This is a genomic window from Sorangium sp. So ce176, assembly GCF_051519835.1.
Classification (GTDB): domain Bacteria; phylum Myxococcota_A; class Polyangia; order Polyangiales; family Polyangiaceae; genus Sorangium; species Sorangium cellulosum_G.
The window spans coordinates 9,541,050-9,564,531 of record NZ_CP150371.1 but is presented as its reverse complement, the minus strand read 5'-3'; the positions used below and the strand labels follow the sequence as shown (position 1 = coordinate 9,564,531).

The following is a 23,482-nucleotide window of genomic DNA, read 5'->3' as shown; positions in this document are numbered from 1 at the left end:
CGGCTCAGGCCACCGTGAACGAGTGCCCGCAGCCGCAGCGCGTCGCCTCTTGCGGGTTCTTGAACTTGAAGCCCTGGTACATGAGCGTCTTCTCCCAGTCGAGCACCGAGCCGCCCAGGTAGATGATGCTCTTCTTGTCGCAGAGGACGCGCACCGTGGCCTTGCCCGGCTCCGCGAACTCCAGGACGAGATCGCCGGACCGGGGCGGCCTGTCCTCGAACTCGATGACGTAGGAGAACCCCGAGCAGCCGCCGCCGCGGATGCCGACCCGGATGGCGCCCTCGGGCGTGCCGCGCTTGGCGAGCTGGGCCCGGATGGCCTCGACCGCCGCGTCGCTCACCGCGAGCGTCCGCTTCGCCTTGGCCTCTGCCCCGTTCGGCGCGCCGCCGTCGTGCGCGTGCCCGGCGTCCGCCGTCGCGACGGGCGCGGGGTAGCTCCCGCTGTCCTCCGCCATGGTCGTGGTCGTCTCCTCGTTGCTCTGCATGGCGTTGCTCCTCTCCGGTGCCGTGGGCCGCCTCCGCCCGGAGGACCGGCGCTGTTACTCCGCGCTCGCGGCGCTCTCCGGGCTTCCGGTGGTCGCCGTCGTGCCGGAGATCGCCCTCTTCGCCTGCTGCTTGGCACGGAAGTCGGCGATCGCGCTCTTGATCGCGTCCTCGGCGAGGACAGAGCAGTGGATCTTCACCGGCGGCAGGTGGAGCTCCTCGGCGATCATGCTGTTCTTGATCGTCTCTGCCTCATCGATCGTCTTGCCCTTCAGCCACTCCGTGGCGAGCGACGACGACGCGATGGCCGATCCGCAGCCGAACGTCTTGAACTTCGCGTCCTCGATGACGCCGCCCTCGCCGACCTTGATCTGCAAGCGCATGACGTCGCCGCAGGCCGGAGCGCCGACGAGCCCGGTGCCGACGTGGTCGTCGTTCTTGTCGAGCGTCCCGACGTTCTGCGGGTTCTCGTAGTGCTCGATGACCTTGTTGCTGTATGCCATGGCTCTCTCCTCGACCGTTCCCTTCTTCTCTTGAAACCTTGACCTGACGGAGGGGCGCTTACGCGCCGCTCGTCAGTGGGCCGCCCACTGCACGCTGTTGAGGTCGATCCCCTCTTTGTGCATCTCGTAGAGCGGCGACATGTCGCGCAGCTTGTTCACCTTCCGGATCACGAGGTCGGCGACGTAGTCGACCTCCTCCTCGGTGGTGAAGCGCCCGAGCCCGAAGCGGATGGACGAGTGGGCGAGGTCGTCGCCGATCCCCATCGCGTGGAGGACGTACGAGGGCTCCAGGCTGGCGCTCGTGCACGCCGAGCCGCTGGAGACCGCCACGTCCTTGATCGCCATCATCATGGCCTCGCCCTCGACGAAGCTGAACGACACGTTGAGGTTGCCCGGCAGCCGCCGATCGGGCGAGCCGTTGAGCTGGATGGCGTCGAGCTCGCTCCAGAGCCGATTCCGGAGCCGCTCGCGCAGCGAGAGGATGCGCGCCGACTCGGCCTCGCCCTCCTGGAGGAGGATCTCGGCCGCCCTGGCGAACCCGACGATGCCGGGCACGTTGAGCGTCCCCGATCGCATGCCGAACTCGTGTCCCCCGCCGTCCATCTGCGAGGTGATGCGGACGCGCGGCTTCGACCGGCGCACGTACAGGCAGCCGATGCCCTTCGGGCCGTAGATCTTGTGGGCGGTCACCGACGCGAGGTCGACCCCCATCTGCTCGACGTTGAACGGGATCTTGCCGACCCCCTGCACCGCGTCGCTGTGGAGGAGGATGCCCTTCGCTTTCGTGATCTTGCCGATCTCGGCGATGGGCTGGACCGTGCCGACCTCGTTGTTGGCGAGCATGATCGAGACGAGGATCGTCTTGTCCGTTATCGCGCTGGCGACGTCGTCCGGATCGACCATCCCGTACTTGTCGACCTTGAGGTAGGTGACCTCGTAGCCCTGCTTCTCGAGCCGCTTGCAGGTGTCGAGCACCGCCTTGTGCTCGATGACGCTCGTGATGATGTGGTTGCCCTTGTCCTTGTAGAACTCGGCGACCCCCTTGATCGCGATGTTGTCGCTCTCGGTCGCGCCCGAGGTGAAGACGATCTCCTTGGGGTTCGAGGCGCCGATGAACCTGGCGAGCGTCTCGCGCGCGTGGGTCACCGCCTCCTCGGCCGTCCACCCGAAGACGTGGCTCCGGCTCGCGGCGTTGCCGAACTTGCTGTTGAAGTACGGCAGCATGGCGTCGAGGACACGCGGATCGACCGGGGTCGTCGCGTGATAGTCCATGTAGATCGGAAGTTGGATACCCATGGTGTTCTCGTTCAGCGGTGATTCGAGCCCTGGCGGCAATGCCCATTGCCGCCGCGGATCCCGGCGACGAGCTCAGGCTCGGCCTGGCTCTTGTCGTGGAGGTTACAGTGCGTGCAGGCGGCGACGAGCTCTGCCGGATCGCACGTCTCGCAGGTGTCCAGGTAGGCCAGGCTCGCGATGAGCTCGTGCTCGAGGGTCTCGAGGTGCGCGATCTGCTCTCTCACCTCCTCGAGCTTCTGCTGGTAGACGTCCCGGATCCGCGACATCGCGCCGGGGGCTGACGAGGACGACTCCCAGGTCGAGACGATCTGCTGGATCTGGCTCAGCGACAGGCCGAGGTCGTGGAGCTTGCCGATCCACCGGACCCGCGTGAGGGCCGCGTTGTCGTAGAGCCTGTAGCGCCCCTTGGAGCGGGCGTGCGGCCTGAGCAGCCCGACTTCCTCGTAGTGGTGGATGGCCCGCACCGTCTTCCCGGTCGCCTTGGCGATGTCCCCCACCTGAAGGAGGCGGTCCTCCTCTTCGGCGAGGTCGGGTGCCCCCAGGGGGCCGGGTGCCCCCAGGCTTGCGTCCGTTCGGGACGTGCTGGACGCGAGGGGCCCGACGATGCTTTGCTCGCAGGCCTCGTGGGCGACGGGAAGATGGTGCCGGGCTGTCATCGGGGAACCCTGACCCTTACGTGTGCGTTAGGGTTGCGGACCTTGTAGGGCGCCGGGCCAAGCCTGTCAACCAGGTTGTACGGGGGCCTGCGTGACACAGCGGAAGGAGGCGGAATCGGGCGCGGCTCGACATGCTGGAGAAGCCTCTTCCCGGCCGCGCGACGAACGAAGAGCCCGGCGCGTGACGCGGCCGCCGCCCGGGGACCGGAGGGAGCCGAGGGCGGGACGAAAGCTATGCTGCGCCGCGTCGAAACCTGTGCGACTGCTTCGGCCTGTCCGCTGGCTGAGCGCGGCCGAAGCGACCTCGACAGTTGATCGTCACGAGACCCTCGCGGCGCGCCCTCGTGGGCTGGCGTGGCGAGCTCTGCTCTCATCGGGAGCGCTCGCTCAGCCTGAGCGCGGGTGCCCGACCGTCCTCCTGACCCCGGCCCGCCCCGCGCGTGGACCGGTCATGCACGCCGGACGGGAATGACGGACGGTGCGCCGCGCCGGGTTCGGGCCTTGGTGGAGTGACGATCACGCGAGCGCCGTCAAGCGCTCTGCCTCATCAAGCTCATCAAGCGCGCCGCAGCGCAGCCGCCGGACCGCACGGGTAGGGATAGCTACCCAGGGCGGCGCGAGAGTGGTACGGTCGCCGCGCGGGGAAGTGAACGACATGGCCGAAAAGAAGCGAGTTCTGTTCGTGGGCTCATTCAAGCCCCCGGTCGACGGAAGGATAGGCGGCCAGTACTTTGCCTGCCGCTCTCTGATCGACAGTGGCCTGGGAGATGAGTTCGATTTCCTGCTCGTCGACTCCACCATTGACTCGATCCGGGTCCGGTCGGCGCTCCACAGGATGCACAAGATCGTGCCGAGGGTGCTCCGGTGCATCAAGGACCTCCTGTTCTCGCGGGTAGATGCCGTCCTGCTGTTCTCGAGCTCCGGGTTGAGCTTCGTGGAGAAGGGCTCGGTCGGGCTCCTGGGCAAGCTGCTCGGGAAGAAGGTCGTCATCTTCCCTCGCTCGGGGCCCATTGTCGATAACGTGGCCCGGAGCAAACTCTATCGAGAGTATCTGAGCCTCGTCGTCAGGTCCTGCGATGTGGTGATATGCCAGAGCGAGCACTGGCGGAGCTTCTTCTCGAGCTTTGTGCCCGAGGAGAGCGGCGTCGAGCTGCTCGTCATAGAGAACTGGCTTCCCGATTCGTATTTCGCCAGAGGTGCGGCGAAGAGCTATCCCCAGAGCATGGATAGGCCCCTGAAGGTCCTCTATTACAACCGTATTGAGAGGGGAAAGGGCATCTATGATTTTCTGGAAGCCATGCTCCTCTTGCAGAGCGAGAACGCTCCGGTCGAGGCCAGGATCTACGGGGACGGGAGCGAGCTGGACAACGTCAAGGCGTTCATCCGCGAGCGCGGCCTCAAGAACACCGAGTATGCGGGCTGGCTCTCCACGGACAAGATGGATGTGATCCCTTCCTTTGACCTGTGCGTGTTCGCCTCCCACAGCGAAGGGTTCCCGAACGCGCTGCTGGAGGTCATGGCGCTGGGCGTCCCGGCCGTGGCCAGCAGGGTCGGCGCCGTCAACGACCTGATCGTCTCCGGCGTCAACGGTATCCTGGTGGACGTCGGCCGCCCGGCGCAAATCGCCGACGCTGTCCGCACAGTGCTCCGCGAGCCAGCGTTGCTGGAGCAGTTCTCGCGTCGCTCGCTCGAGCGGACCAGCCAGAACAGCGTCAACAATGCCGTGAGCAAATTCATGTCGATGTTGTCGGAGCTATGAAGAACCCGGCCGTACTGATGTACAGGATAGGAAATTTCTTCTATCGAAACAGGATGGTGCTCATCGCCACGATGATCACCTGGCTGAACAGGTTCTTGTTCTCGGCGTTCGTCCCTTCGTCGGCGACGATCGGGAAGAATTTCAAGCTGGGCTACTGGGGGCTCGGCGTGGTGATCCACTCCAGGGCGGTCATCGGCGACAACTGCCTCGTCAGCCAGAACGTGACGATAGGCAGGAATTTCGGCAGCCAGGGGGTCCCGCGGATCGGGAACGACGTCTATGTCGGGACCGGGAGCGTCGTCTTCGGCGACATCTCCGTCGGCGACAACGTGATCATCGGGGCCAACAGCGTCGTGAACAAGGACGTGCCGTCGAACACCGTCGTCGTCGGCAATCCGTTGAAGGTGATCGCCTCCGGGCGAACATTGAAGTACTACGAGCTGGACGACCCCAGCGCGTGAGTCGTGAGGCCGACGGCGTCGGCTGACGCTTCTCGATCCACAGAGCAGGGACATCCAGAGGACGTGGCGCCGGTCGACGGCGCGCGGCGTCGCGCTCGACGGCCGCCTCGGCGCCTGTCCGGCGTACCCGCCGCGGCGACCCTGCGAGCATCGTCGTCTCTCTGTCGGAGGTCCTCGCGAGCAGCCCCTGCGACAAGGGGCTGCCCTCTCGGCGGGCGGGGGAGGAGACGGCGGGGGAGGGACGCCTGCGCTCCTCGCGGCGCCGGCGGATGCCAGGCGAGCGTGGGCGCGGGACGACGTCAGGCGAGCGCCGACGCCGGCTGAGCGAGCGAGGGGACAGCGGAGGGCCTCTCCTCGGGATGGGACAGGTGCGCCTCGGGGACCAGATCCTCCAGCAAGCGCCGAAGCTCGGCGTCGTTGCCCGCGCGGGCCGCGCTCGCGAGGTGCTCGAGCGCCCGATCCAGCCGCTCCTTCGGGACGGGCTGGATCCGGCCGACGAGGACCTTGGGGTGCGGGGTCGCGCCGTAGGCCTCGCTGTCGAGCAGCAGCTCCTCGGCGAGCTTCTCTCCCTGGCGGAGACCCGTGAACTCGATCTTGATGTCGTCCGGATTGGGGCACGACAGCTCGATCATGAGCTTCGCGAGATCGATGATCTTCACCGGCTTGCCCATGTCGAGCACGAAGATCTCGCTCCGCGACCCGAGCGCGCCTGCCTGGAGGACGAGCTGCGTCGCCTCCGGGATCGTCATGAAATAGCGCTGCACCTCCGGGTGAGTGACCGTGACGGGGCCGCCATTCCTGATCTGCTCCCGGAAGAGCGGGACCACGCTGCCGTTGCTCCCGAGCACGTTGCCGAAGCGGACCGCGACGTAACGGGTCCTGCTCGTCGCCCCTCGCGTCTGGATCACCATCTCGGCCACGCGCTTGCTGCACCCCATCACCGAGGTCGGATTGACCGCCTTGTCGGTCGAGATGAGCACGAACGTGTCGGTGCCGAACTCGTGCGCAGCGTCGGCGACCGTGCGGGTCCCGAACACGTTGTTCTTGAGCGCCGCGGCGCTGTTCAGCTCCATCATGTGCACATGCTTGTGCGCCGCGGCGTGGAGCACGACCATGGGCCGATGGCGACGGAAGATCGACCCGATCCGGTCGCGATCGGTGATGTCGCAGACGAGCGGGACGAGCGACGCACTGGGGAACGCCTGCCGCAGCTCGCGCTCCAGGTAAAAAAGCCCGTTCTCGTTGTGGTCCAGCAGGAGGATCTTGCGCGGACGAAAGCGCATCGCCTGCCGCACGAGCTCGCTCCCGATGCTGCCGGCGGCGCCGGTCACCAGGATCGTCCGCCCCTCGATGAGCTGCTGCACCTGCTTCACGTCGAGCGTCACGGGGTCCCGGCGGAGGAGATCCTCGATGGCGACCTCGCGGATCTGCGAGAACCCGCCCTCCTGGATGTGCTCGGCGACGCTCGGGATCGTCTTCGTCTGCACGTTCAGCTGGCGGCAGATGTTGACGATCTCCTTGATCCGCGAGCCCGGGGCGCTCGGGAGCGCCAGCACGATGAGCTTCACGTCATGGTCCGCGGTGGCCTTGCGCAGCGTGGCCTCGTCCGCGGGGCCGAGCACGCGAACGTCTCGGATGCGCGCCTGCCACTTCATCGGGTCATCGTCCACGAAGCCGCAGACGTTCCACTTGCGGTCGGGCATCCGCTGCAGGCTGCGGAGCAGGCTCTCGCCCGCGTCGCCCGCGCCCACGATGAGTACCTGCGTCGCGTTCGTGCTGCGCCTGGCTCGCTTGAGCTCGCGCACCCCGCGAATCGCGGACCGGAGGCCGCCGGCGAGCACGACGGACAGCAGCAGCTCTCCCACGTACACGGATCGAGGCAGTTGCGCGCGGCGTAGCACGAACTCTGCCACCACGACGAGCGCCGCCGTGCCGAGGGCGGTTGTGCGCAGCAGCTTCCAGAGGTCGGGCAGCCCGGTGTACCGCCACAGGCCATGGAACAGCCCGAAGGCATAGAACGTGATCGCGCGGCACACGAGGAGCGTTCCGAGAGCATAGGGCCAGTTGCTCCGGAATGGCTGGTGGATCCCAGCCGGGTCCCCGTCGAAGCGAAGGAGCAAGGCGCCGCCGAACGCGAGCGACCAAAGCACGAGGTGCGCCAGTACGATGATGCTGCGTCGGACCAGCGTGACGTTCAGTGTGCTCTTTATCATAATTCGAAAGGCTGGGTTCGCCTGTCAGACGAACCGTAGAAGGCGCGTCAAGCGCGACGCCATTCTTCTCGAACCTGCCCGTTCGTGCAAGACGAGCAGCGTGCGGTGCGGGCAGGTTTTCCCATGAAGGTGAGCTGGTTTCGCTTGATGTCGCCCCGGTGTCATCCTTTTGCTTCCTGCTCGACGGTCCATTGCTGGGGCGTTGCCTCCGGCTTCCCACCAGCGCGCCTCGGGCCGGTTTCCCGGACCGTGAGCGCACTCACCGGACCCGCAGTTGGGTGCGGGGCTGCGCGACGACATTCAGCTTAAAAGAGCATCGTGAGAGTTTTCCAGTGGCACGGTTCTGTTAATGTGTGTTCAATTACAAATATGAGCCGCTCGGCGGCTCACCCCGATCATGGGGCGCACCTCGACCGCGGGGAGATGGGGCGTACCCGGTGTACCCAACCACGGTGAGGTGATGGTCGGGCCCGGAGCCGACCGCGGGAGTGCACCCCGGTCCGAGCCAACCCCAACCACGGTGAGGTGGCGGCAGGGCCGGGGGCCCCAACCACGGTGAGAGGGCTCCGGGCCGGGGGGCCCCAACCACGGTGAGGTGGCTGTGAGGTGGCTCCCGCCGGGCCGGGGGCCCTGACCCCGGTGAGGTGGCGCCGGGCCGGTGGCAACCACGGACGTACCTCAACCACGGTGAGGGCGTAATCGGGCGGTACCCGAACCGTACGGGGGTCGACGGCTGTACCTCAACCTCGGTGAGGCGCACGGCGGGCGGGGACATTGGAAAGGGTCCTCGGCGACCGGGAGGCGCTGCCACGGCCGGGACCTCCTCCGGCTCATTGGCATCCCAACAGGACAGAACAGTGCTTTTACGTCTTGGGCGTAATTATACGGTCTCGACGTATACCCCATCTGGGCGATCGTGCTCGCTCGGCTGCTGCTCGCTTGCGCCGATGCTCGCGCACGTTGTTCGCGCAGCGCGCCGCGGATGGCGGCCGCGTATCCGGGCGACCCATGATGGCCGCTGCGTACCCGGCGAGCCTTGCTGGAGGAGCAGATTGGCCTCCGATGTGATGGCCTCACCGCCGAAGGGCGGGAGACCGCGGTCGGGCGCCGCCTCGACCCGGAGATCCTCAACCTCACGGCGCGGTTTGGTGTATGTTGCCGCCGGGCCGACGTCAGGAACTCGCCCTGTTCTCACGCCGCTGACGTTCTCTGTGGCGTTGGCTCGCTGTCCTCGGAGGCGCGCTGTCCATTGCACATTCTCTACGTGTCGCAGTACTTCCCTCCTGAAGTGGGGGCGCCTCAGGCGCGGGTGTCCGAGCTCTCCAGGGCCTGGGTCAAAGCAGGGCACACCGTGCATGTGCTCACGGGAATGCCCAACTATCCCACGGGCGAGCTGCCAGAGGAGTACCGCGGCCGCGTCCTCGCGCGCGAGGTGTTCGACGCCGTCAACGTGGTCCGTACCTGGATCTACGCGACGCCGAACAAGAAGATCGTCCGCCGGTCGCTCGCGTATGTCTCTTATGCCCTCTCGGCCGTCTCGCTCGGTCAATGGTTCGCGCCGGCTCCCGACGTCGTCGTCGCCACGAGCCCGCCCATCCTCGTGGCGCTCGCCGGCTTTCTGATCGCGCGTCTCCGCGGCGCGCCGTTCGTCTTCGAGGTGCGCGATCTCTGGCCGGAGTCGATCGTCGCCGTCGGCGCGCTCCCGGAGGGGCACCGCGCGGTCGCGGCGATGCGCAGCCTCGAGGAGTTCCTGTACCGGGAGGCCGACCGGATCGTCGTCGTGACCGAGAGCTTCCGAGAGCGCCTGCGCGACCGGGGCGTCCCTGAGGGTAAGATCAGCGTGGTCACGAACGGCGTCGATCTCGAGCGCTTCAGCCCCGCCGCGGAGGGCAACGCGCCGGACGCCGACGCGGAGCTCCGCGAGGAGCTCGGGCTCGCGCCGGAGCATGTCGTCTGCTCCTACGTCGGGACGCTGGGGATGGCTCACGGTCTGCACGCGGTGCTCGACGTCGCGGCGCGCGCTCGCGCCGCGGAGCCGGCGCTCCGGTTCCTCTTCGTCGGCGAGGGCGCGGAGAAGAGCAAGCTCGAGGCGCGCGCGCGGGATGAGGGGCTCGATAACGTCGTCTTCCTCGGCCAGCAGCGGCGCGACAGGATGCCGTCGCTCTATCGCATCAGCGATGTCTGCCTGGTCCCGCTGCGCAAGAGCGAGCTCTTCACCACGGTCATCCCGTCGAAGATGTTCGAGATCATGGCCATGGAGCGGCCCCTCGTCATCTCGGTGGACGGGGAGGCGCGGCGGATCGTCGAGCGCTCGGGCGGCGGGCTCTTCGCCCCGCCGGAGGACGTGGACGCGATGCTCGAGGCGATCCGCAGCCTCGCGCGCAGCCCGGCGCTTCGCGAGGAGATGGGGCGCGCCGGCCGGAGCTTCGTCGAGCGGGAGTACGACCGCGACGCGCTGGCGGGACGGTATCTCGAGGTGCTCGCGGAGGTGGCCGGGGCGCCGGCGGCCGCGCGACAGGGAGCGTCCTCTTAGGACGGGAGTGTCGAATCATGTCAACTACGAGCTGCTTGGTCACTGGAGGAACCGGCTTCGTCGGCGCCCGCGTCGTGGAGGCCCTGCTCCGCCGCGGCGATCGCGTCACCGTGCTCGGGCGCAAGCCCGCGGGGGCGGCGGGAGCGGGCGAGGGCGCCGCGCCGGCGTTCGTCCGCGGAGATCTCGAATCGACGGCGCTCGATCTCGGCGGCGAACCCTACCAGGTCGTCTACCACGTCGCCGGTCTCGCCCACGTCGTCCCGAGGACCGACGCGGACCGCCGACGGTTTCATGACGTCAACGTCAAGGGGACGGAGCGGCTGCTCGAGGCGCTCGGCCGCGATCGACAGCTGCCCGAGGCCTTCGTCCTCGTCAGCACTGTCGCTGTCTACGGCGCAGACGAGGGGCGGTCGCTGGACGAGGACACGCCCCGCAGGGCGGGCGATCCGTACGGCGTGAGCAAGCGGGAAGCCGAGGACGTCGTGCTCGCGTGGGGCCGAGAGCGCGGCGTCCGCACAGCGATCGCGCGCCTGCCGCTCGTCGCCGGCGGCGGCGCCCCCGGCAACCTCGGGGCGATGGTGCGCGCGCTGCGGCGCAAGCGCTACCTCGGCGTGGGCGACGGCGCGGCCCAGCGCAGCATGGTGATGGCGCGCGACGTGGCCGAGATCCTGCCGAAGATGGCCGAGACGGGCGGCACCTACAACCTGACCGACGGCCACCACCCGACGTTCGCCGAGCTCGAGGCGGTGCTCGCCGGAGCGCTGCGCCAGCCGGTGCCCCTCCGGCTGCCGATGTGGCTGGCCGACCTGGGCGCGACCGTCGGCGACCGCCTCCAGCAGCTCCTCGGCCGACCGATCCCGCTGAACCACCGCACGCTCGGGAAGATGACCTCGACGCTCACGTTCGACGATCGCCGCGCGCGGGAGGCGATCGGGTGGCGCCCGTCGCGGGTCGTCGACTGCGCCGCGGAGCTCGTCGCATGAAGCTCGCCGCCGTATTTCTCGTCGCCCTCACGGCGAGCTGGGCCGCCGTCCGCGCGCTCGTCCCGTTCCTCCGCAAGACCGGCCTCATGGACGTGCCGAACGCGAGGAGCTCCCACGCCGCCCCGACGCCGCGCGGGGGCGGCGCCGGCCTCCTCGCGGGCGCCGCGGCGGCGGCGGTGGCCGCGGCGCTGCTCGGGCTGCCGGTCGCGAAGGTCGAGCTCTTCATCGCCGTGGCGTTGATGGCCTTCGTCGGGTTCCTCGACGACCGCTCCGGAGGCCTGTCGGTCCGGCTCCGGCTCGGGCTCCAGGTCGTCGCCGCGGGCATCGTGGTGCTGCGCGCAGGAGGGCTCGGCCGCCTGCCGCTCCCGCCGCCCCTCGACGTCGAGACGGGCATCTTCGCCTACCCGATCGCGGTGGTCTGGCTCGTGGGCGTCCTCAACATCTACAACTTCCTCGACGGGATCGACGGGTTCGCCGGCATGCAGGGCGTGATCGCCGCGCTCGCGCTCGCGTTCCTCGGCGGTGGCGCGACCCCGCTGCTCGCGATGGGGCTCGCTGTCGCGGGGGCCTGCGCCGGCTTCCTCGCGCACAACTGGCACCCGGCCAAGGTGTTCATGGGCGACGTCGGGTCCGCGGCGCTCGGGCTGATGCTCGCGGCGCTCCCGTTCGAGCTCGACCCTGCGGCGCGCGGCCCGGCGGTGTTCGCGGCCGCGCTGAGCCTGTGGTTCTTCCTCGCGGACGGCACGTTCACGATGGGCCGGCGCCTGCTGCGCGGCGAGAAGATCTGGGAAGCTCACCGCTCCCACCTGTACCAGCGCCTCGTGCGGACCGGCCTCACGCACGCCGAGGTGGCGCGGACCGTCGGCGTCGCGGCAGCGCTCGTCGCCGGGGCGGCGTGCGCCGCGCACCGCAGCGGATCGGCGGCGCTGTCCTGGGGCGCGCTGCTGCTCGCGCTCGCGCTCTTCGTCCTCTACGCGAAGTGGACCTCGAGCCGCGAAGCGCGGCTCGGCCAGGCCCTGCGGGCGGTGCGCGGCCAGGACGCGCGCGACTAGAGCGGGCTCGGGCTACCAGCGGATCCGGATGTCGCCGCGCCAGCCGTCGCGCACCTCGCCGCATCCGGAGAACACCACCGCCGCTCGCGGCTGCCGGAAGCACGGGTGCCACACGCCCGAGCTCCGCGTGAGCGCGAGCTGGACGCCCTCGATCGCGAGCGACTGGCGCTCCAGGGCCGCCTCGTCGAGCCGGAGCCGGGAGCACGCGCTCGTCCTCTCGCCGCCGAGGATCTCGTCCTGGATCACGAGCTCTCGCTCGTGGAGAGCGAGCCTCCGGCGATGCCGGGGGGAGCCGGGGAGAGCGCGGTACCCGTCGTGCTCGGCATCGACGGCGACGTGCGACGCGCCGTGCTCCAGCCGGCGCACCTCGGCGCGCGCCCGGCGACCGACGCGGAACGCGCTCCACACCTCGCTCGAGTCCACGCCGCCGATCTCGACGGTGTTGTGCGTGCGCGTGGCGCGGGTCGCCTCGCGATCGGGGTCGTTTTTGTAGCTGGAGACGCCGAAGTCGACGACGGCGCGCTCGCCCCGGATCCACAGCTCGAACGTGAGCGCGTCCGCGTGCACGTGCCCGGGTTGATAGGGAGCTCCATCCATCCCCGCGTCGAACGCGAGCCAGGCCTGCTGGCCGAACCGCAGGATCACCCACCCGGTCGCCTCGAGGTGCTGGAGCGACGGCCCGGCGTTCGGCGGCGCGCCGGGGGACCCGCCCGGCGCGAACAGGCCGAGCGCAGCGCCGAGGGCGAGGACGCGATCGAGCTCCGGCGCGGAGTCGAACGAGGCGTCGTTGAACAGCGGATAGGTGCCGTCCGGCGCGCGGACGGCGGTGGCCCACGCCAGGGCTCTCTTCGCCGTGGCCCACCAGAGATCGGGCACCTCGCGCCCCGCCGCGCGCCCGAGCTCGATGGCCTCGAGCAGCCCGGCCGTCAGGGCGAGGTGGTACGAGGCGGAGCGCTCGAAGTGCCCGCCGTCCTCGAGGAACTGCTCCGGGAGCTGCCACGCGAGCAGCGCCGAGCCGAGCCTCCACCACACCTCCGCCTCGACCCCCTGGGCGACCGCGCCCCCGCACGCGAGCCCGATGCCGTTCTCCAGGAGATGATTGGCGAGCAGGTGCAGCTCCAGGCCGCGCGCGATGGCCCGACACGCGCGCGCCAGCTCGGCCGCGAGCCCGGGGCGCCCGAGGCGCGCCGCCACCGCCAGCCTGCGGGCGCGCACCGAGGCGGGGTAGGGGTGAAATGCGATGGGATCGTCCCAGGTGCTCGGGGCGGGGAGGGTCGGCTCGGCCCCGACCTCGCAGCCGTAGGCGCGCTCGTACGCGTGCAGGAGCGAGCCCTCGGGGATAGCCGCCAGGCGCGCGCGCCCGCGCTCCTTCTCGGCCTCGGCGAAGGCGACGAACAGCGGGCTCGGGGGAGCGAAGCCGGACCGGAGGCGCGGGGCCAGCGCGGCGGTCGGTCCCCTGCCCAGCGCGCGCTGGCCGAGGGCGATCGGCCGGGCGAGCGCCTGGATCGGGTGGAGATGGGCGAGGGTGCGGGCGATCCGCGGGAGGGTCATCGGTCGGATCCTGCGCTGTCGCTCACGCGCGCGCCCCCGGACAGGGAGGAAGGGCAGGGGAGAGGGAGCGGAGGTTCATGGGGATCGAGGGAGGCCTTCGCGCGTGTGGGGGGCGCTCTCGAGGAAAACGGCGGATTCAGCAGCTCAGGGCGAGCGGTCGGATCTCCGTTCCACCATGGATGCTGTCGATGTGCCGGAAGCCGCCCTCGGTGCGCGCGAACAGCGAGGCTTTCTCGATGTCGCGGTTGTCGATCACGAGGAGCAGCCCGTCGGGCGCGAGGGCGCGCCAGAAGTTGCGCATGGCCTGGCGGAGCTGCTCGTCGGAGAAGTAGGCGCGGTTCAGCAGGTTCGCCGCCTTGATGACCGTCGGAGCAGGGCCGTCCCATGGCTGGAAGATGTCGTGGGTCCTCAGCACCACGCGCGCGTCGCGGCGCGCGAGCTCCTGGAGGCGCGGCTGGACGAGGGACACCTCCGGGTACGCGGGGTCGTACGGCGGGATGCCGTCCTGCAGCCAGGGGGACGCCCAGCGCGGCAGCCATCGCAGACCTTCCGCTGCCGGATAGAACAGCAGTCGCGGGGTGGCCGCGAGGACGCAGGCGCCGTCGGCGTCGTAGAAGAAAGCGCGCCCGCGGTCGTCGGTGCGCACGCGGAGCGAGAGCGCCCTGTCGGTGACGAAGTAGGACGCGAAGGCGTCGCCGAGCGTGGTCAGGAGATCGAGCGCCGTGCTGCCGTCGGAGGCCCCGACGTCGAGGACGACGGGGCGCTGCTGCCCGAGCGCTTTCACGAGGAGAGCATCGCTCTGCCGGTGCCTGCCGGGCCGCGTCGTCTTGTGGGTGCCGCTGAGCAAGAGGATGGAGACCCGCTCCGAGAAGACCTCGGGCGCGGCGATCTGCTCGGGCCGGAGCAGGTCCCGCGGGTCCGGGAAGCAGATCCTGCGCGGCAGCCCCAGCGAGGGCCAGCCTGCTCGGTTCAGACGAAGGGGGATTCTCATGGTGAGTGGGTCTAGCCTTCCCGTGGTTGAGCTTTTATCGCGGCGCCGCGCCGCGCGGTACATCCTCGACGTCGCTCGGTCTCGAGCGTCCTCGCGCGGGTCGATCGCGCCTCGGCGCGCCTACCGCCTGGGCGCCGACGGGTGGCCGATGCCCGCGCCGCGCAGGCGCGGTCCCGCCTTCTTGCGCATCGGGTGGCGGCCCAGCAGCCCGCCCCGGATGTGCTGGATGAGCGACGTGAGCAGGTGCACGGCGAGCGCAGCGATCGCCAGCGAGAGCGTGATCTTGAGCAGCGCGGCCAGCTCGCCTCGGAACTGGTTGTAGGCGAACGAGGCGAGGTTCGCCGCGGCGGCCCGGACGAGCAGGGACGCGTCGCGCGAGCCGGCCGCGAGGAGCGGCAGCATGAAGAAGAGCGCGCTGAAGACCCCGATCTCGACGGCGGTGCCAGCCAGCCCGATGTTCAGGTACCCTTCGGCGGCGGCGCCCATCGCGAAGCCGCCGCCGTGGCGCGCGAAGTCGGGAGCCGCCCACTGCGCGTACCGCTGCGCGAGGCCGAGCGGCCGGTCGCTCCAGAGCGGCTTGGGCACGAGGATGAGGAACGCGTTCACCCAGCTCTCGCCGGGGTAGGTGATGATCGGCGGCTCCTCGTTCACGACGATGACGAGGTTCGCGTAGATTCGCTTGAGCTCCCCGATCTCCAGCGGGTTCTCGACGCGGTCGAGGTGCGCGGCGGCCGAGGAGATCTGCGCCTCGAACCCGCTGCCCTGCTTGGCCCGGGCGCCCTCGACCGCGATGCCATAGAAGAGGATGCCCACGATCCCGACGCCCATCCACAGGCGCCGGATCTTGATGCCGTAGGCATGCAGGGCGAGCGCGACGGAGAGCAATGTCCAGACGAGCGGGCCGCGCCGCCCCATGACCGTGTTGAGGAGGATGCTCACGAAGAAGCACGCCGCCGCGAACGATATCCCCTTCGGCATGGCCAGCCCGGCCTTGCGGAGCGACGCGACCCGGAGCACGAGGTAGACGATCGCGATCCCGACCAGGTACCAGCCCGAGGTGAGCAGACCCTTGCCATCCTCCTCGAGGTGGTTGGAGGCGTAGTTCATCGTGAAGAACCGCCCCACGCCGATGGTGGCGATCCACGCGACCACGAGCCCGAGCCCGAGCAGGCCCACGCCGATCGTGGCCCAGTCCTGCTCGTGCATCGCCCTCGGCGAGCGCGACGGGACCAGGCGCTCCGCGTCCGGCTCCTCCCTCGGCCGGCTCAACGCCGTGCACGCGATGGCGCACCCGACCGCGCCGGCATAGCCCACCTGCATGGCGAGCGCCTCGTGGCTCGGCAAGGCGAACTCCCGGGAGCTCAGGAGTCGCAGGATGGGTGAGTAGCCGACGCTCAGGAAGTAGGTCGCCGGTATGTAGGTCTCCGGATCGAGCGGATGGAAGCGGGGGCCGCCGGCGCGGGCGAGCGACGGAGTGGCCAGGAGGAGCAGCAGGCCGATCGTCCACCCGCGCCCGTCGCCCATCGTCCCTTCGAGGATGGGGCCGATCGTCGCGACCGCCGCGACGAGGAGCGTCGCGGCCAGCCGGCCGAGCGGCGCGTTCCTCCGCGCGGGGCCCGCGCCGGCGGCGCGCCGCGCGCCGCGCGTACGGGAGAGGTTCAACGAACGCAAGGACGGTGCTCCTCAGTTCGGCAAGGGGGGCGGCGGAGCGTCGGCCGGGTCCGGGGGCGTCGGCTCGTCGGGCGTCCGGTAATAGCCTTCCCGCTTGTCGCCGTAATAATGATAAGCGCCGTACTCCCGGCGGTTCAGGTCGGCGGCGTTCAGCACGACGCCCACGGTCTGGCCACCGACGTCGAGCAACGCCCGGATCCCGTGGCGCGCGAAGTCGTGCGTCGTGGCCGAGGCGCGTACGACGAGCACGGTGCCGTCCACCAGCGTCGACAGCACGGCGCCGTCGGTGACGGCGCCGATGGGCGGGCTGTCGATGATCACCCGGTCGAAGCGGCCCTGGAGCTTGCGGAGCAAGGCCTTGAATCGATCGCTGTGCAAGAGCTCCGCCGGGTTCGGCGGAATGGGGCCGGCAGGGATGACGTAGAGGTTGTCCACCTCGGTCTTCAGCGCGTTCTCGTCGTCGATCACGGAGTCATCGAGCAGCGCGCTCGTCACGCCGATCTCCGGTCCCTTGTCAAAGATGGCGTGGAGGCGCGGCCTGCGGAGGTCGCAATCCATGAGGACAACCCGCTGCCCCGCCTGCGCCATGGCGACGGCGATGCAGCAGCCCACCGTCGTCTTGCCCTCGGCGGGGCCGGCGCTCGCGATGAGGAGCGTCTTGTAGGGCTGGTCGGGCGACATGAAGAGCAGGTTCGTCCGGATCGCCCGGGCTGCCTCCGCGATCCCGCTCTTCGGCTGCTCGTGGACGATGAGCTCGGGCCGGCTCGGCGGGACCGCGAGCTTGCCCCGGCGGCGCGCCTTGCCGGAGAGGGCCTCGGCCCTGTCCTTCCGGTCGAACTCCGGGAGCAGGCCCAGGAAGGGCAGCCCGAGCTCCCGCTCGACCTCGTCCGGCGTCCTCATCGTGCGATCGAGCATCGCCCGCGCCAGCGCCGCGCCGATCCCGAGGAGCAGCCCGGCGAGGATGCCGATCGCGATGTTGAGCGCGACGCGGGGCCGGATCGCCTCGAGCGGGAGGTTCGGCCTGTCGAGGACACGGATGTTGTTCACCCGCATCATCCGCTGGAGATCGCTCTCCTTCGTGCGCTCCAGGACGATCTGATAGAGCTTCTCCGTGTTCTCCTTCGTCCTCCGGAGCCGGTCGTACTCGATCTTGAGGGAGTTCAGCTCGAAGGCCTGCTTCTTGGCGCCCTCGAGCAGCCCAGCGAGGCCCGTCTCCTGGCGTCTCACGATCGCGAGATCGCGGTTCACGGCGCCCTGAACATTCTTGATCTCGGCGATCAGCGAGTTCCTGTTGGCGGCGACCCGCTCGATCGCGGCGCGGACGTCGGGGTGGTTCTCCCCCTTGCCGGAGCCGATGAGCGCGTCGCGCTCACGGACGCACTCCTCGTGGCGAGCGCGCAGCGTCTGGAGCACCGGACTCTGGATGAGCTCGGAGGCGGGGAGATCGAGCGGGTTGTTCGGATCGACCTTCGCCAGCTCATGGCTGCGCGCGGAGAACTCCTCGCGCTTCGTGCGCACGGCCGTGAGGGCGTCGTTGATCTGCTTCATCTCCTCGCGGAGGAGGTTCGTCTTGTCCTCGAAATCGATGTCGAGGATGTTGTTGCTCTTCTTGTACTCGTGCAGCGACGTCTCGCTGCTCTCGAGATCGGTCTTCAGCTTGTCGAGCTGCGTCCGGAGCCAGTCGACGGCCGAGTTCGTCGAGGTGAGCGCGTCGTCGAGGTTCTGCTCGATGTAGACGTCCATCAGCATGGAGAGGATGCGCTGCGCCCGCTCGCGATCGGCGTCGTTGAAGCGGATGATGGCGAGGCGGCTGTCCTTCACCGGCTCGACCGCGAGCCGCTCGCGCAGCTCCTCGGCGGCCTCCTCCGGGCTCACGCTCATCGGCGCGGGGGCCGCCGCGTCCCTCGGCAGATCCTTCAGAAAATACGCATCGTTATGGAGGTTGAGCTGGGCGACGACAGCCAGCGCCACCCGTATCGACCGCATGACCTTGTACTGGGTCTCGTAGTACTCGCGGTTGTTCCAGTATGAGCCGGCGCCCATGTCGACGACCGTCTCGACGCCGCGGCCGAGGGGCCGCGGCGGGTTCGGGTCGAACTGCAATGTCGCCGTCGACTGGTAAATCTTCTTCTGTCCGAGCGTGTAAAACGTGACGCTGAGGGCGACGAAGAGCATCGTCGTCAACGCGATGGCCCAGTGCTTGCTGACCGTTCGCCAGGTGGCGACGAGGTCGATGGCGCGCTCGCCAGGGGCGTCGGAGCGGGCGGCGGTCGTGGGAGGAGCTCTGAGTTCGTCAGCCATAAGTCATGCGCTCGAGGCGCTACCATGCGGATAGGGGTGCGGCGGAGGGCTAAGGTGCCCGCCGAGCCCCCAAAATTCAAGCTGGCCCGCGGAAGATGGTGACGATGTGGTGGGATGTGCGCTGTTGGTGTGGCCGCTCACGCCCGGACCTCGGCGCGGCCAGGTGCAGCGGGCTGTGCGCGATGCTACCTCGGTGGCGATCGGGTACGCTGTCGCCGAGCGGCTGACAGCGTGCGCGTCGAGAAGAGCAGCATGGAACGATCGTCCTCCGTAACGCGCTGTGCGGTAGCGAGCGCGGTTTGCTCCGCGTTCCTGCTCCACGGAACCATGGCCGCCGGCGACTGGGCTTCTGCGCGCCACGATCCGCAGCGCACGGGCGCCACGCAGTCCACGAGCAATATCGTGAAGCCTGCGCCCTACTGGCGGGCATACCTCGGCGGCGTGCTCTCGCCGAACAGGATGCTCGCCGACGACGTGAACCAGGATGGCGAGCTCGACATGCTCTTCGTGTCCGGCGGCCGCGTGGTGCTGTCCGATCCGCAAGGGTTCATCCACTGGAGCACCCCTTCCCTGGGGTTCCAGGCGCTGCACGCGCTCGATGATCTCGACGGCGACGGGCGGCTCGAGGCGGTCGTGCTCAGCGGCGCGGGAGCGGCCGTCGTGGCCGGCGACAGCGGGGCCGTCCTCTGGCGCGAGGAGGCCTCGGAGCTCGGGGCGCTCGGCTCCGCGCGCCTCGCCGATCTCGACGGCGACGGCCACCTCGATCTCTTCCTCGACGAGTGCGGATGCTGCGGCGTGCGCACGGACAGCCCAGGCGTGATCTATAGCTTCGCGCGCGGGTTCGACGCGGTGGAGAGGCTGCCCCCGCCCCCGCAGCGCTTCCACTGTGGCGCCACGGTCAACACGGTGGGCGACTGGGATGGCAACGGCATCGCGGACCTCATGGTCTCCTCGCACGATAGGCTGTTCTTCGTCTCGGGGACGGGGACAGTGTTCGCGGAGTCGGCGAGCATCGCCGGGTACATCGGCGGCGCGCTGTGCGAGGCGGTGAGTCTGGGCGACCCTTCCACACCTGGCCAGCACGCGCTCTGCTTCCAGAACCGCGTCATCTCCCAGCAGGGCGGGCGCGAGGTCACCCTGCTCGCGTACAGGCGGGGCGAGAGCCCCTCGCTCGCCGTCGTGTGGCGCAAGACGCTCGCCCCCAACGAGGGCGGAGACGCCCGCGCCCCGACGCAGCTCGCGTGGGATCTCGACGGCGACGGCGCGCTCGAGGTGGTGGTGAGCGGCAGCGCGGGGGACCGATGGACGTCCCTCGTGCTCGACGCGGCCACGGGCGACGAGCTCGCCGTCATCCCCGACGAGATCGCGCGGGGCGCGGTCCAGGGGAGCTCCGGCGCCGAGCGGTGGATCCTCACGTCGCGCGAGGAGCGCGTGTCGGCCTTCCGGTTCAGCCGCCAGGGCGGCGGAGGGGTCGAGCTGCTCTGGTCGCTCGACGGAGAGCGGATCCGCACGCGTACGGACTGGGGGCGGGCGCGCAGGACGGGCCTCATCTTCTCGCTTGTCACCCCGGATCTCACCGGGGACGGGCGCGACGATCTCGTGCTCGAGTCGACCTCGGAGCCCGTGGCGGTCACCGCCTACGAGCTGTTCGAGGGGGGGCCGTTGTCGGCCGCCATCCACCCCATCGAGCGCGGCGTCGACATCGCGGCGTTCGACGTCCTGCCAGAGACGCTTCCGGGGTCGCCGCGGCTCGTCGTCTCCCGCGACGACGGGTTCGTCACGCTGCTCGACGCCTCGCTCGCGCCCACGAACCTCGCGCAGGAGGGGCGCGACGTCCTGCCCGGGCTGCGCGTCGGCGGCTACAGCACCGGTCCGGGCGCTTACGTCGACTTCGGCCGGGCTCCGCTCGCGGCGAGGCTCGCCCCCGGCGACACGGCCGACAGCGTCGTCGTGGTCGACAGCCGGGGTGACCTCGTCCGGATCGCGTCCGAGGGGGCGAGCAACGTCGCGCCCGCCAAGGCGGCATGGCGCGTGATGGATGCGTTCGGCGCCTCCATCGCGCCCGCCGAGGGCGGCGCGCCGGCGACCCTCGCGTGCTTCAGGCGGCAGCACCCGATCACCGAGCCGGCGCGGTACTCGGTCGCGATGCTCGACGAGGGCGGCAGGCAGAGGCTCGAGGTCCCGCTGGAGAGGCCGCCGAAGTGGGACGTGCTGCACGGCGATCTCGACGGCGACGGCGCGCCCGAGCTCGTGGCGCTGACGGTCGATCACGACATGCGTACCGACCTCCTCGCCATCGAGCGGAGCGGCGGGGTGCGCTGGACCCAGCGCATCGCCGCCAGGGACGGGACCCAGGCCGCCGCGATCGCGGACTGGAACGGCGACGGGGCGCAGGACGTGGCGCTGGCCATCAACAAGGCCCGGGTGTTCTCGGGCCGGAACGGCAGCTCCCTCGGCGAGAGCGCCGAGGTGATCTCCTACTTCATGCCGATCCTCGCCGACGTGTCGGGCGATCCGCAGCTCGAAATGACGCTGCACGGCGGGTTCTTCCCTGCGCGGACGTTGTCGCACGACCTCCGCGCCGCGCTCTGGAGCGGGACGGAGGACAACCGCCCGTATCCGCACGGCGCGATCGCCACCTGCGAGGGCCGGTCGATCCTCGTCGAGGGCTCGTTCATGATGCCGGCGCGCCTCACGTTCACCGAGCTCGACGCCCCCCGGGCCGGGCGGGCGAGCGCGATCGTCCTCGCGGGCGACGCCGTGTTCGCGGACGAGCAGGCCGCGCGACAGGCGGACGCCGTCATGGGCCAGCTCGGCGACGTGGCGGTCTCGCGGAGCATCACGGGTGTCCTGTCCGACGGGAGCTCCGTGGTGGTCGGCTCCACCAACGGCTTCCTTTATGCCGTCGACACGTGCTCACAACGCCTCCTCTGGTCCCATCATTTCGGCAGCCCCGTCGGCGCGCCGATCCTCGCGGACACGGACGGCGACGGGAACGACGACATCGTGGTGAGCGTCGCGGATGGCTACCTCTACAACCTGCGGAACGAGAACCTGCCGGCGCCCGAGTTCGTGTGGGATGCCGACCCGAGCAGCCCTGACGCGGGCGAGGACGTCGACGAGATCATCACCAGAGACACGCTCCACGTGAGATGGTCGAAGGTGCCGTCGGCCACCTCGTATCAGGTGGCGGTCGTGGGCCAGGGGGATTACCTCGGCTCGCCGGCATGGCGGGACGTCGGCGACGTCTCCGAGGCATCGATCGGCAGGCTGCCGCTGCTCGACGGGGCGAAGTATTATGTCGGCGTACGCGCGGTCTCGGCCGCCGGGCTCTCCCCGGATCGCGGGTCGGACGGCGTGATCGTGAGGATGCCGCAGGGCGAAGGGGGCGGCGGGGCCGGCGGGACCGGCGGAAGCGGCGGCGGGACCGGCGGAAGCGGCGGCGGGACCGGCGGAAGCGGCGGCGGGACCGGCGGGACCGGCGGAAGCGGCGGTGGGGCCGGGGCGGGCGGCGCTGGCGATGGTGGCGCCGGCGGCGGACCTGCGCTGGAGGACACGCTCCTCTACGGCCGTGGCTGCGCTTGCTCCGAGGCACCGGGGCAACTCCTCGGGGCGCCCTGGCCGGCAGGCCTCGGCGCCGTCGCCGCCGCGCTCCTCGCCCTCGCGCGCGCCCGCGGCACGGCGGTCGCTCGGTCGAGCCGCCGCGCCGCGCTGCGCGGGCGCGGCGGGCAGAGCTAGAGGCCCACGCCCCGCCCCAGCGCCAGCGTCAGCGCGAAGGCAGAGATCAGCAGGAACAACGTTCCCAGCGCGTACCGCCGCATGGGTGCGTCGGTCAGGAAGGCGAGCCGCGCCACACCGACGAGCACCGACGGGCCGAACACCCCGAAATTCCGGATCAGGGGCTCGGGCGCCAGCAGCAGGACGCCGGCCACGCACGCGCTGCTCACCACGCTGCCGACAGGGAGCGTGCGGCGGGACCGCGGGCCGCAGAAGTAAACGCACAGGGAGTCGGTGACGTGGGAGCACATCCCGGAGACCAGCATGGTCAGCGTCATGGCGTCGCGCGCGGCGCCGGAGAACGGCAGCCAGGGGATCGGGACAGCGAAGAGCGCGAAGAGGATCGCGGCCGTGGCCGAGAGCGCCGCCGCGCCGGGCAGCCAGGCGCGCACGGCGCGCGCGTGCCAGTCCGCCTCGCCCCCCGGACCGACGGCGCCCGCGACAGCGCGCGCGGCGAACGCCTGCGACGCGTGCGAGAGCGCCACGACGAACGACCAGTAGAGCACCTGCTGCCCGGCGCGATGATCGCCGATGATCGGCTGGCTGACGCTGAGCGCGAGCGGGTAGACGACGACCGTCGAGAAGTTCGCGATCGAATAAGGGAACGATTGCCGGACGACGAGCATCGCGTAGCGCGCAGCGCGCCGGATCCGGGTGGGGCGCACGAGGAGCAGCGCAGGCGTGGCGCCGGCGAGCCCGAGCGCCACGGCCACCGCAGCGGGCATGCCCGCCAGCGCGGCCGCCATGGAGACGCAGGGCGAGAAGAAGAAGATCACCGCGAGCGTGTGCAGGAAGCGCCCCTGGAACTGCCAGATGGGCAGTACGCTCCTCGACGCGGCGCCGAAGAGCGTGCACGCGCTGAAGAGCGCGGTGACAACGGCCGTCATGACGCCTAGCCCGGACCAGAGCTCGTGGGTGAGCGTGACGCTGAAGGCGAGCGAGGCGATGAGCGCGATCGCGCCGCCGGCGAGCGCGCGCCCGGCCCTGGTCGCCATCGCGCGCGTCCTGCGCGTCAGCGTCGGCGCGAGGCCGGCGGCGACCAGCGCCACGACGACTGCCCCCCGGGACGTGTAGTTGGCGAGGGACGCGAGCGCCGCCGGCCCGGCCACGAGCACGAGCGCCCACTGGGCGGCGAACGAGGCGGCGCGCGGCAGCATGACGGCGGCCGCGACCCCCGTGCCCCCGTGCGTCAAGGCGCGCAGCAACGAGGACAGCTTCACAGATCGCTTCGCTCGACCGAACTGGGCGCGCGC

At 70.1% G+C, this 23,482-nt stretch carries 16 protein-coding genes; 6 read left to right on the top strand and 10 right to left on the bottom strand.

The genetic code is table 11. The annotated features are described in order from the left end of the window. Positions 1-4: 4 nt before the first annotated feature. The 4 genes from WMF42_RS36165 to WMF42_RS36150 all read right to left on the bottom strand — a co-directional run bounded on the left by WMF42_RS36165 (position 5) and on the right by WMF42_RS36150 (position 2,778). Positions 5-484, bottom strand: a complete 480-nt coding sequence (locus tag WMF42_RS36165; RefSeq protein ID WP_061610702.1) for a HesB/IscA family protein — start codon at positions 482-484, stop codon at positions 5-7. Between the two features lie 54 nt (positions 485-538). Then, positions 539-985 carry a Fe-S cluster assembly scaffold IscU gene (iscU, locus tag WMF42_RS36160; protein WP_061610701.1) on the bottom strand — a complete coding sequence of 149 codons (447 nt, stop codon included), beginning with the start codon at positions 983-985 and terminating at the stop codon, positions 539-541. A gap of 72 nt (positions 986-1,057) precedes the next feature. Next, a complete protein-coding gene (locus WMF42_RS36155) occupies positions 1,058-2,275 on the bottom strand; it encodes an IscS subfamily cysteine desulfurase (protein ID WP_199693955.1) in 1,218 nt (405 codons plus the stop codon). A 17-nt stretch (positions 2,276-2,292) separates the two neighbouring features. Further along, on the bottom strand, positions 2,293-2,778 hold the full coding sequence (locus WMF42_RS36150) for a MerR family transcriptional regulator (RefSeq protein ID WP_061610699.1): 486 nt from the start codon (positions 2,776-2,778) through the stop codon (positions 2,293-2,295). Between the two features lie 814 nt (positions 2,779-3,592). Here WMF42_RS36150 and WMF42_RS36145 point away from each other — a divergent pair. Together WMF42_RS36145 and WMF42_RS36140 are read left to right on the top strand one after the other, a co-directional pair. Beyond that, positions 3,593-4,696: a glycosyltransferase family 4 protein gene (locus WMF42_RS36145; RefSeq protein ID WP_155798748.1), complete on the top strand. Its 1,104-nt coding sequence runs from the start codon at positions 3,593-3,595 to the stop codon at positions 4,694-4,696. Next, on the top strand, positions 4,693-5,157 hold the full coding sequence (locus WMF42_RS36140) for a serine O-acetyltransferase (protein ID WP_061610697.1): 465 nt from the start codon (positions 4,693-4,695) through the stop codon (positions 5,155-5,157). Before WMF42_RS36145 ends, WMF42_RS36140 begins: the two co-directional genes overlap by 4 nt. 299 nt (positions 5,158-5,456) lie before the next feature. Here the strand turns inward: WMF42_RS36140 and WMF42_RS36135 are convergent, their stop codons facing one another. Then, positions 5,457-7,370 (bottom strand): polysaccharide biosynthesis protein, encoded by a 1,914-nt coding sequence (locus tag WMF42_RS36135; protein ID WP_437687608.1) that lies wholly within the window; start codon positions 7,368-7,370, stop codon positions 5,457-5,459. A 1,264-nt stretch (positions 7,371-8,634) separates the two neighbouring features. Between WMF42_RS36135 and WMF42_RS36130 the strand changes: the two genes are divergently transcribed. The 3 genes from WMF42_RS36130 to WMF42_RS36120 are packed head-to-tail and all read left to right on the top strand — an operon-like array spanning position 8,635 to position 11,938. Beyond that, on the top strand, positions 8,635-9,903 hold the full coding sequence (locus tag WMF42_RS36130; protein WP_437694391.1) for a glycosyltransferase family 4 protein: 1,269 nt from the start codon (positions 8,635-8,637) through the stop codon (positions 9,901-9,903). 17 nt (positions 9,904-9,920) lie between these two features. Beyond that, positions 9,921-10,886 carry an NAD-dependent epimerase/dehydratase family protein gene (locus tag WMF42_RS36125; protein ID WP_437687606.1) on the top strand — a complete coding sequence of 322 codons (966 nt, stop codon included), beginning with the start codon at positions 9,921-9,923 and terminating at the stop codon, positions 10,884-10,886. Then, positions 10,883-11,938 carry a glycosyltransferase family 4 protein gene (locus WMF42_RS36120; protein ID WP_061610693.1) on the top strand — a complete coding sequence of 352 codons (1,056 nt, stop codon included), beginning with the start codon at positions 10,883-10,885 and terminating at the stop codon, positions 11,936-11,938. The genes WMF42_RS36125 and WMF42_RS36120 overlap by 4 nt, the downstream gene beginning before the upstream one ends. Positions 11,939-11,950: 12 nt before the next feature. On the opposite strand, the gene WMF42_RS36115 is transcribed toward WMF42_RS36120, so the two are convergent. From WMF42_RS36115 to WMF42_RS36100, 4 genes are all read right to left on the bottom strand, one after another. Continuing rightward, the gene (locus WMF42_RS36115; RefSeq protein WP_437687603.1) at positions 11,951-13,489 is read right to left on the bottom strand and encodes a heparinase II/III domain-containing protein; all 1,539 of its coding nucleotides are present in this window, start codon (positions 13,487-13,489) and stop codon (positions 11,951-11,953) included. A gap of 136 nt (positions 13,490-13,625) precedes the next feature. Then, positions 13,626-14,480: a hypothetical protein gene (locus WMF42_RS36110; protein WP_437687601.1), complete on the bottom strand. Its 855-nt coding sequence runs from the start codon at positions 14,478-14,480 to the stop codon at positions 13,626-13,628. Positions 14,481-14,600: 120 nt separating this feature from the next. Next, complete coding sequence (locus WMF42_RS36105; RefSeq protein ID WP_437687599.1) at positions 14,601-16,151, bottom strand: hypothetical protein; 1,551 nt, start codon at positions 16,149-16,151, stop codon at positions 14,601-14,603. A gap of 12 nt (positions 16,152-16,163) precedes the next feature. Further along, positions 16,164-18,452 carry a GumC family protein gene (locus WMF42_RS36100; protein ID WP_437687597.1) on the bottom strand — a complete coding sequence of 763 codons (2,289 nt, stop codon included), beginning with the start codon at positions 18,450-18,452 and terminating at the stop codon, positions 16,164-16,166. A 327-nt stretch (positions 18,453-18,779) separates the two neighbouring features. Here WMF42_RS36100 and WMF42_RS36095 point away from each other — a divergent pair, with 327 nt between their 5' ends. Next, a complete protein-coding gene (locus tag WMF42_RS36095; protein ID WP_437687595.1) occupies positions 18,780-22,190 on the top strand; it encodes an FG-GAP-like repeat-containing protein in 3,411 nt (1,136 codons plus the stop codon). On the opposite strand, the gene WMF42_RS36090 is transcribed toward WMF42_RS36095, so the two are convergent. Then, on the bottom strand, positions 22,187-23,449 hold the full coding sequence (locus tag WMF42_RS36090; RefSeq protein WP_437687593.1) for a hypothetical protein: 1,263 nt from the start codon (positions 23,447-23,449) through the stop codon (positions 22,187-22,189). The two genes, WMF42_RS36095 and WMF42_RS36090, sit on opposite strands and share 4 nt — an antisense overlap. Positions 23,450-23,482: the final 33 nt, after the last annotated feature.

What these genes read in the sequence shown, in the direction of transcription:
- WMF42_RS36165 (WP_061610702.1), bottom strand. Translation starts at nt 484, where the DNA reads ATGCAGAGCAACGAGGAGACGACCACGACCATGGCGGAGGACAGCGGG.
- iscU (WP_061610701.1), bottom strand. Translation starts at nt 985, where the DNA reads ATGGCATACAGCAACAAGGTCATCGAGCACTACGAGAACCCGCAGAAC.
- WMF42_RS36145 (WP_155798748.1), top strand. Translation starts at nt 3,593, where the DNA reads ATGGCCGAAAAGAAGCGAGTTCTGTTCGTGGGCTCATTCAAGCCCCCG.
- WMF42_RS36140 (WP_061610697.1), top strand. Translation starts at nt 4,693, where the DNA reads ATGAAGAACCCGGCCGTACTGATGTACAGGATAGGAAATTTCTTCTAT.
- WMF42_RS36135 (WP_437687608.1), bottom strand. Translation starts at nt 7,370, where the DNA reads ATGATAAAGAGCACACTGAACGTCACGCTGGTCCGACGCAGCATCATC.
- WMF42_RS36125 (WP_437687606.1), top strand. Translation starts at nt 9,921, where the DNA reads ATGTCAACTACGAGCTGCTTGGTCACTGGAGGAACCGGCTTCGTCGGC.
- WMF42_RS36120 (WP_061610693.1), top strand. Translation starts at nt 10,883, where the DNA reads ATGAAGCTCGCCGCCGTATTTCTCGTCGCCCTCACGGCGAGCTGGGCC.
- WMF42_RS36115 (WP_437687603.1), bottom strand. Translation starts at nt 13,489, where the DNA reads ATGACCCTCCCGCGGATCGCCCGCACCCTCGCCCATCTCCACCCGATC.
- WMF42_RS36110 (WP_437687601.1), bottom strand. Translation starts at nt 14,480, where the DNA reads ATGAGAATCCCCCTTCGTCTGAACCGAGCAGGCTGGCCCTCGCTGGGG.
- WMF42_RS36100 (WP_437687597.1), bottom strand. Translation starts at nt 18,452, where the DNA reads ATGGCTGACGAACTCAGAGCTCCTCCCACGACCGCCGCCCGCTCCGAC.
- WMF42_RS36095 (WP_437687595.1), top strand. Translation starts at nt 18,780, where the DNA reads ATGGCCGCCGGCGACTGGGCTTCTGCGCGCCACGATCCGCAGCGCACG.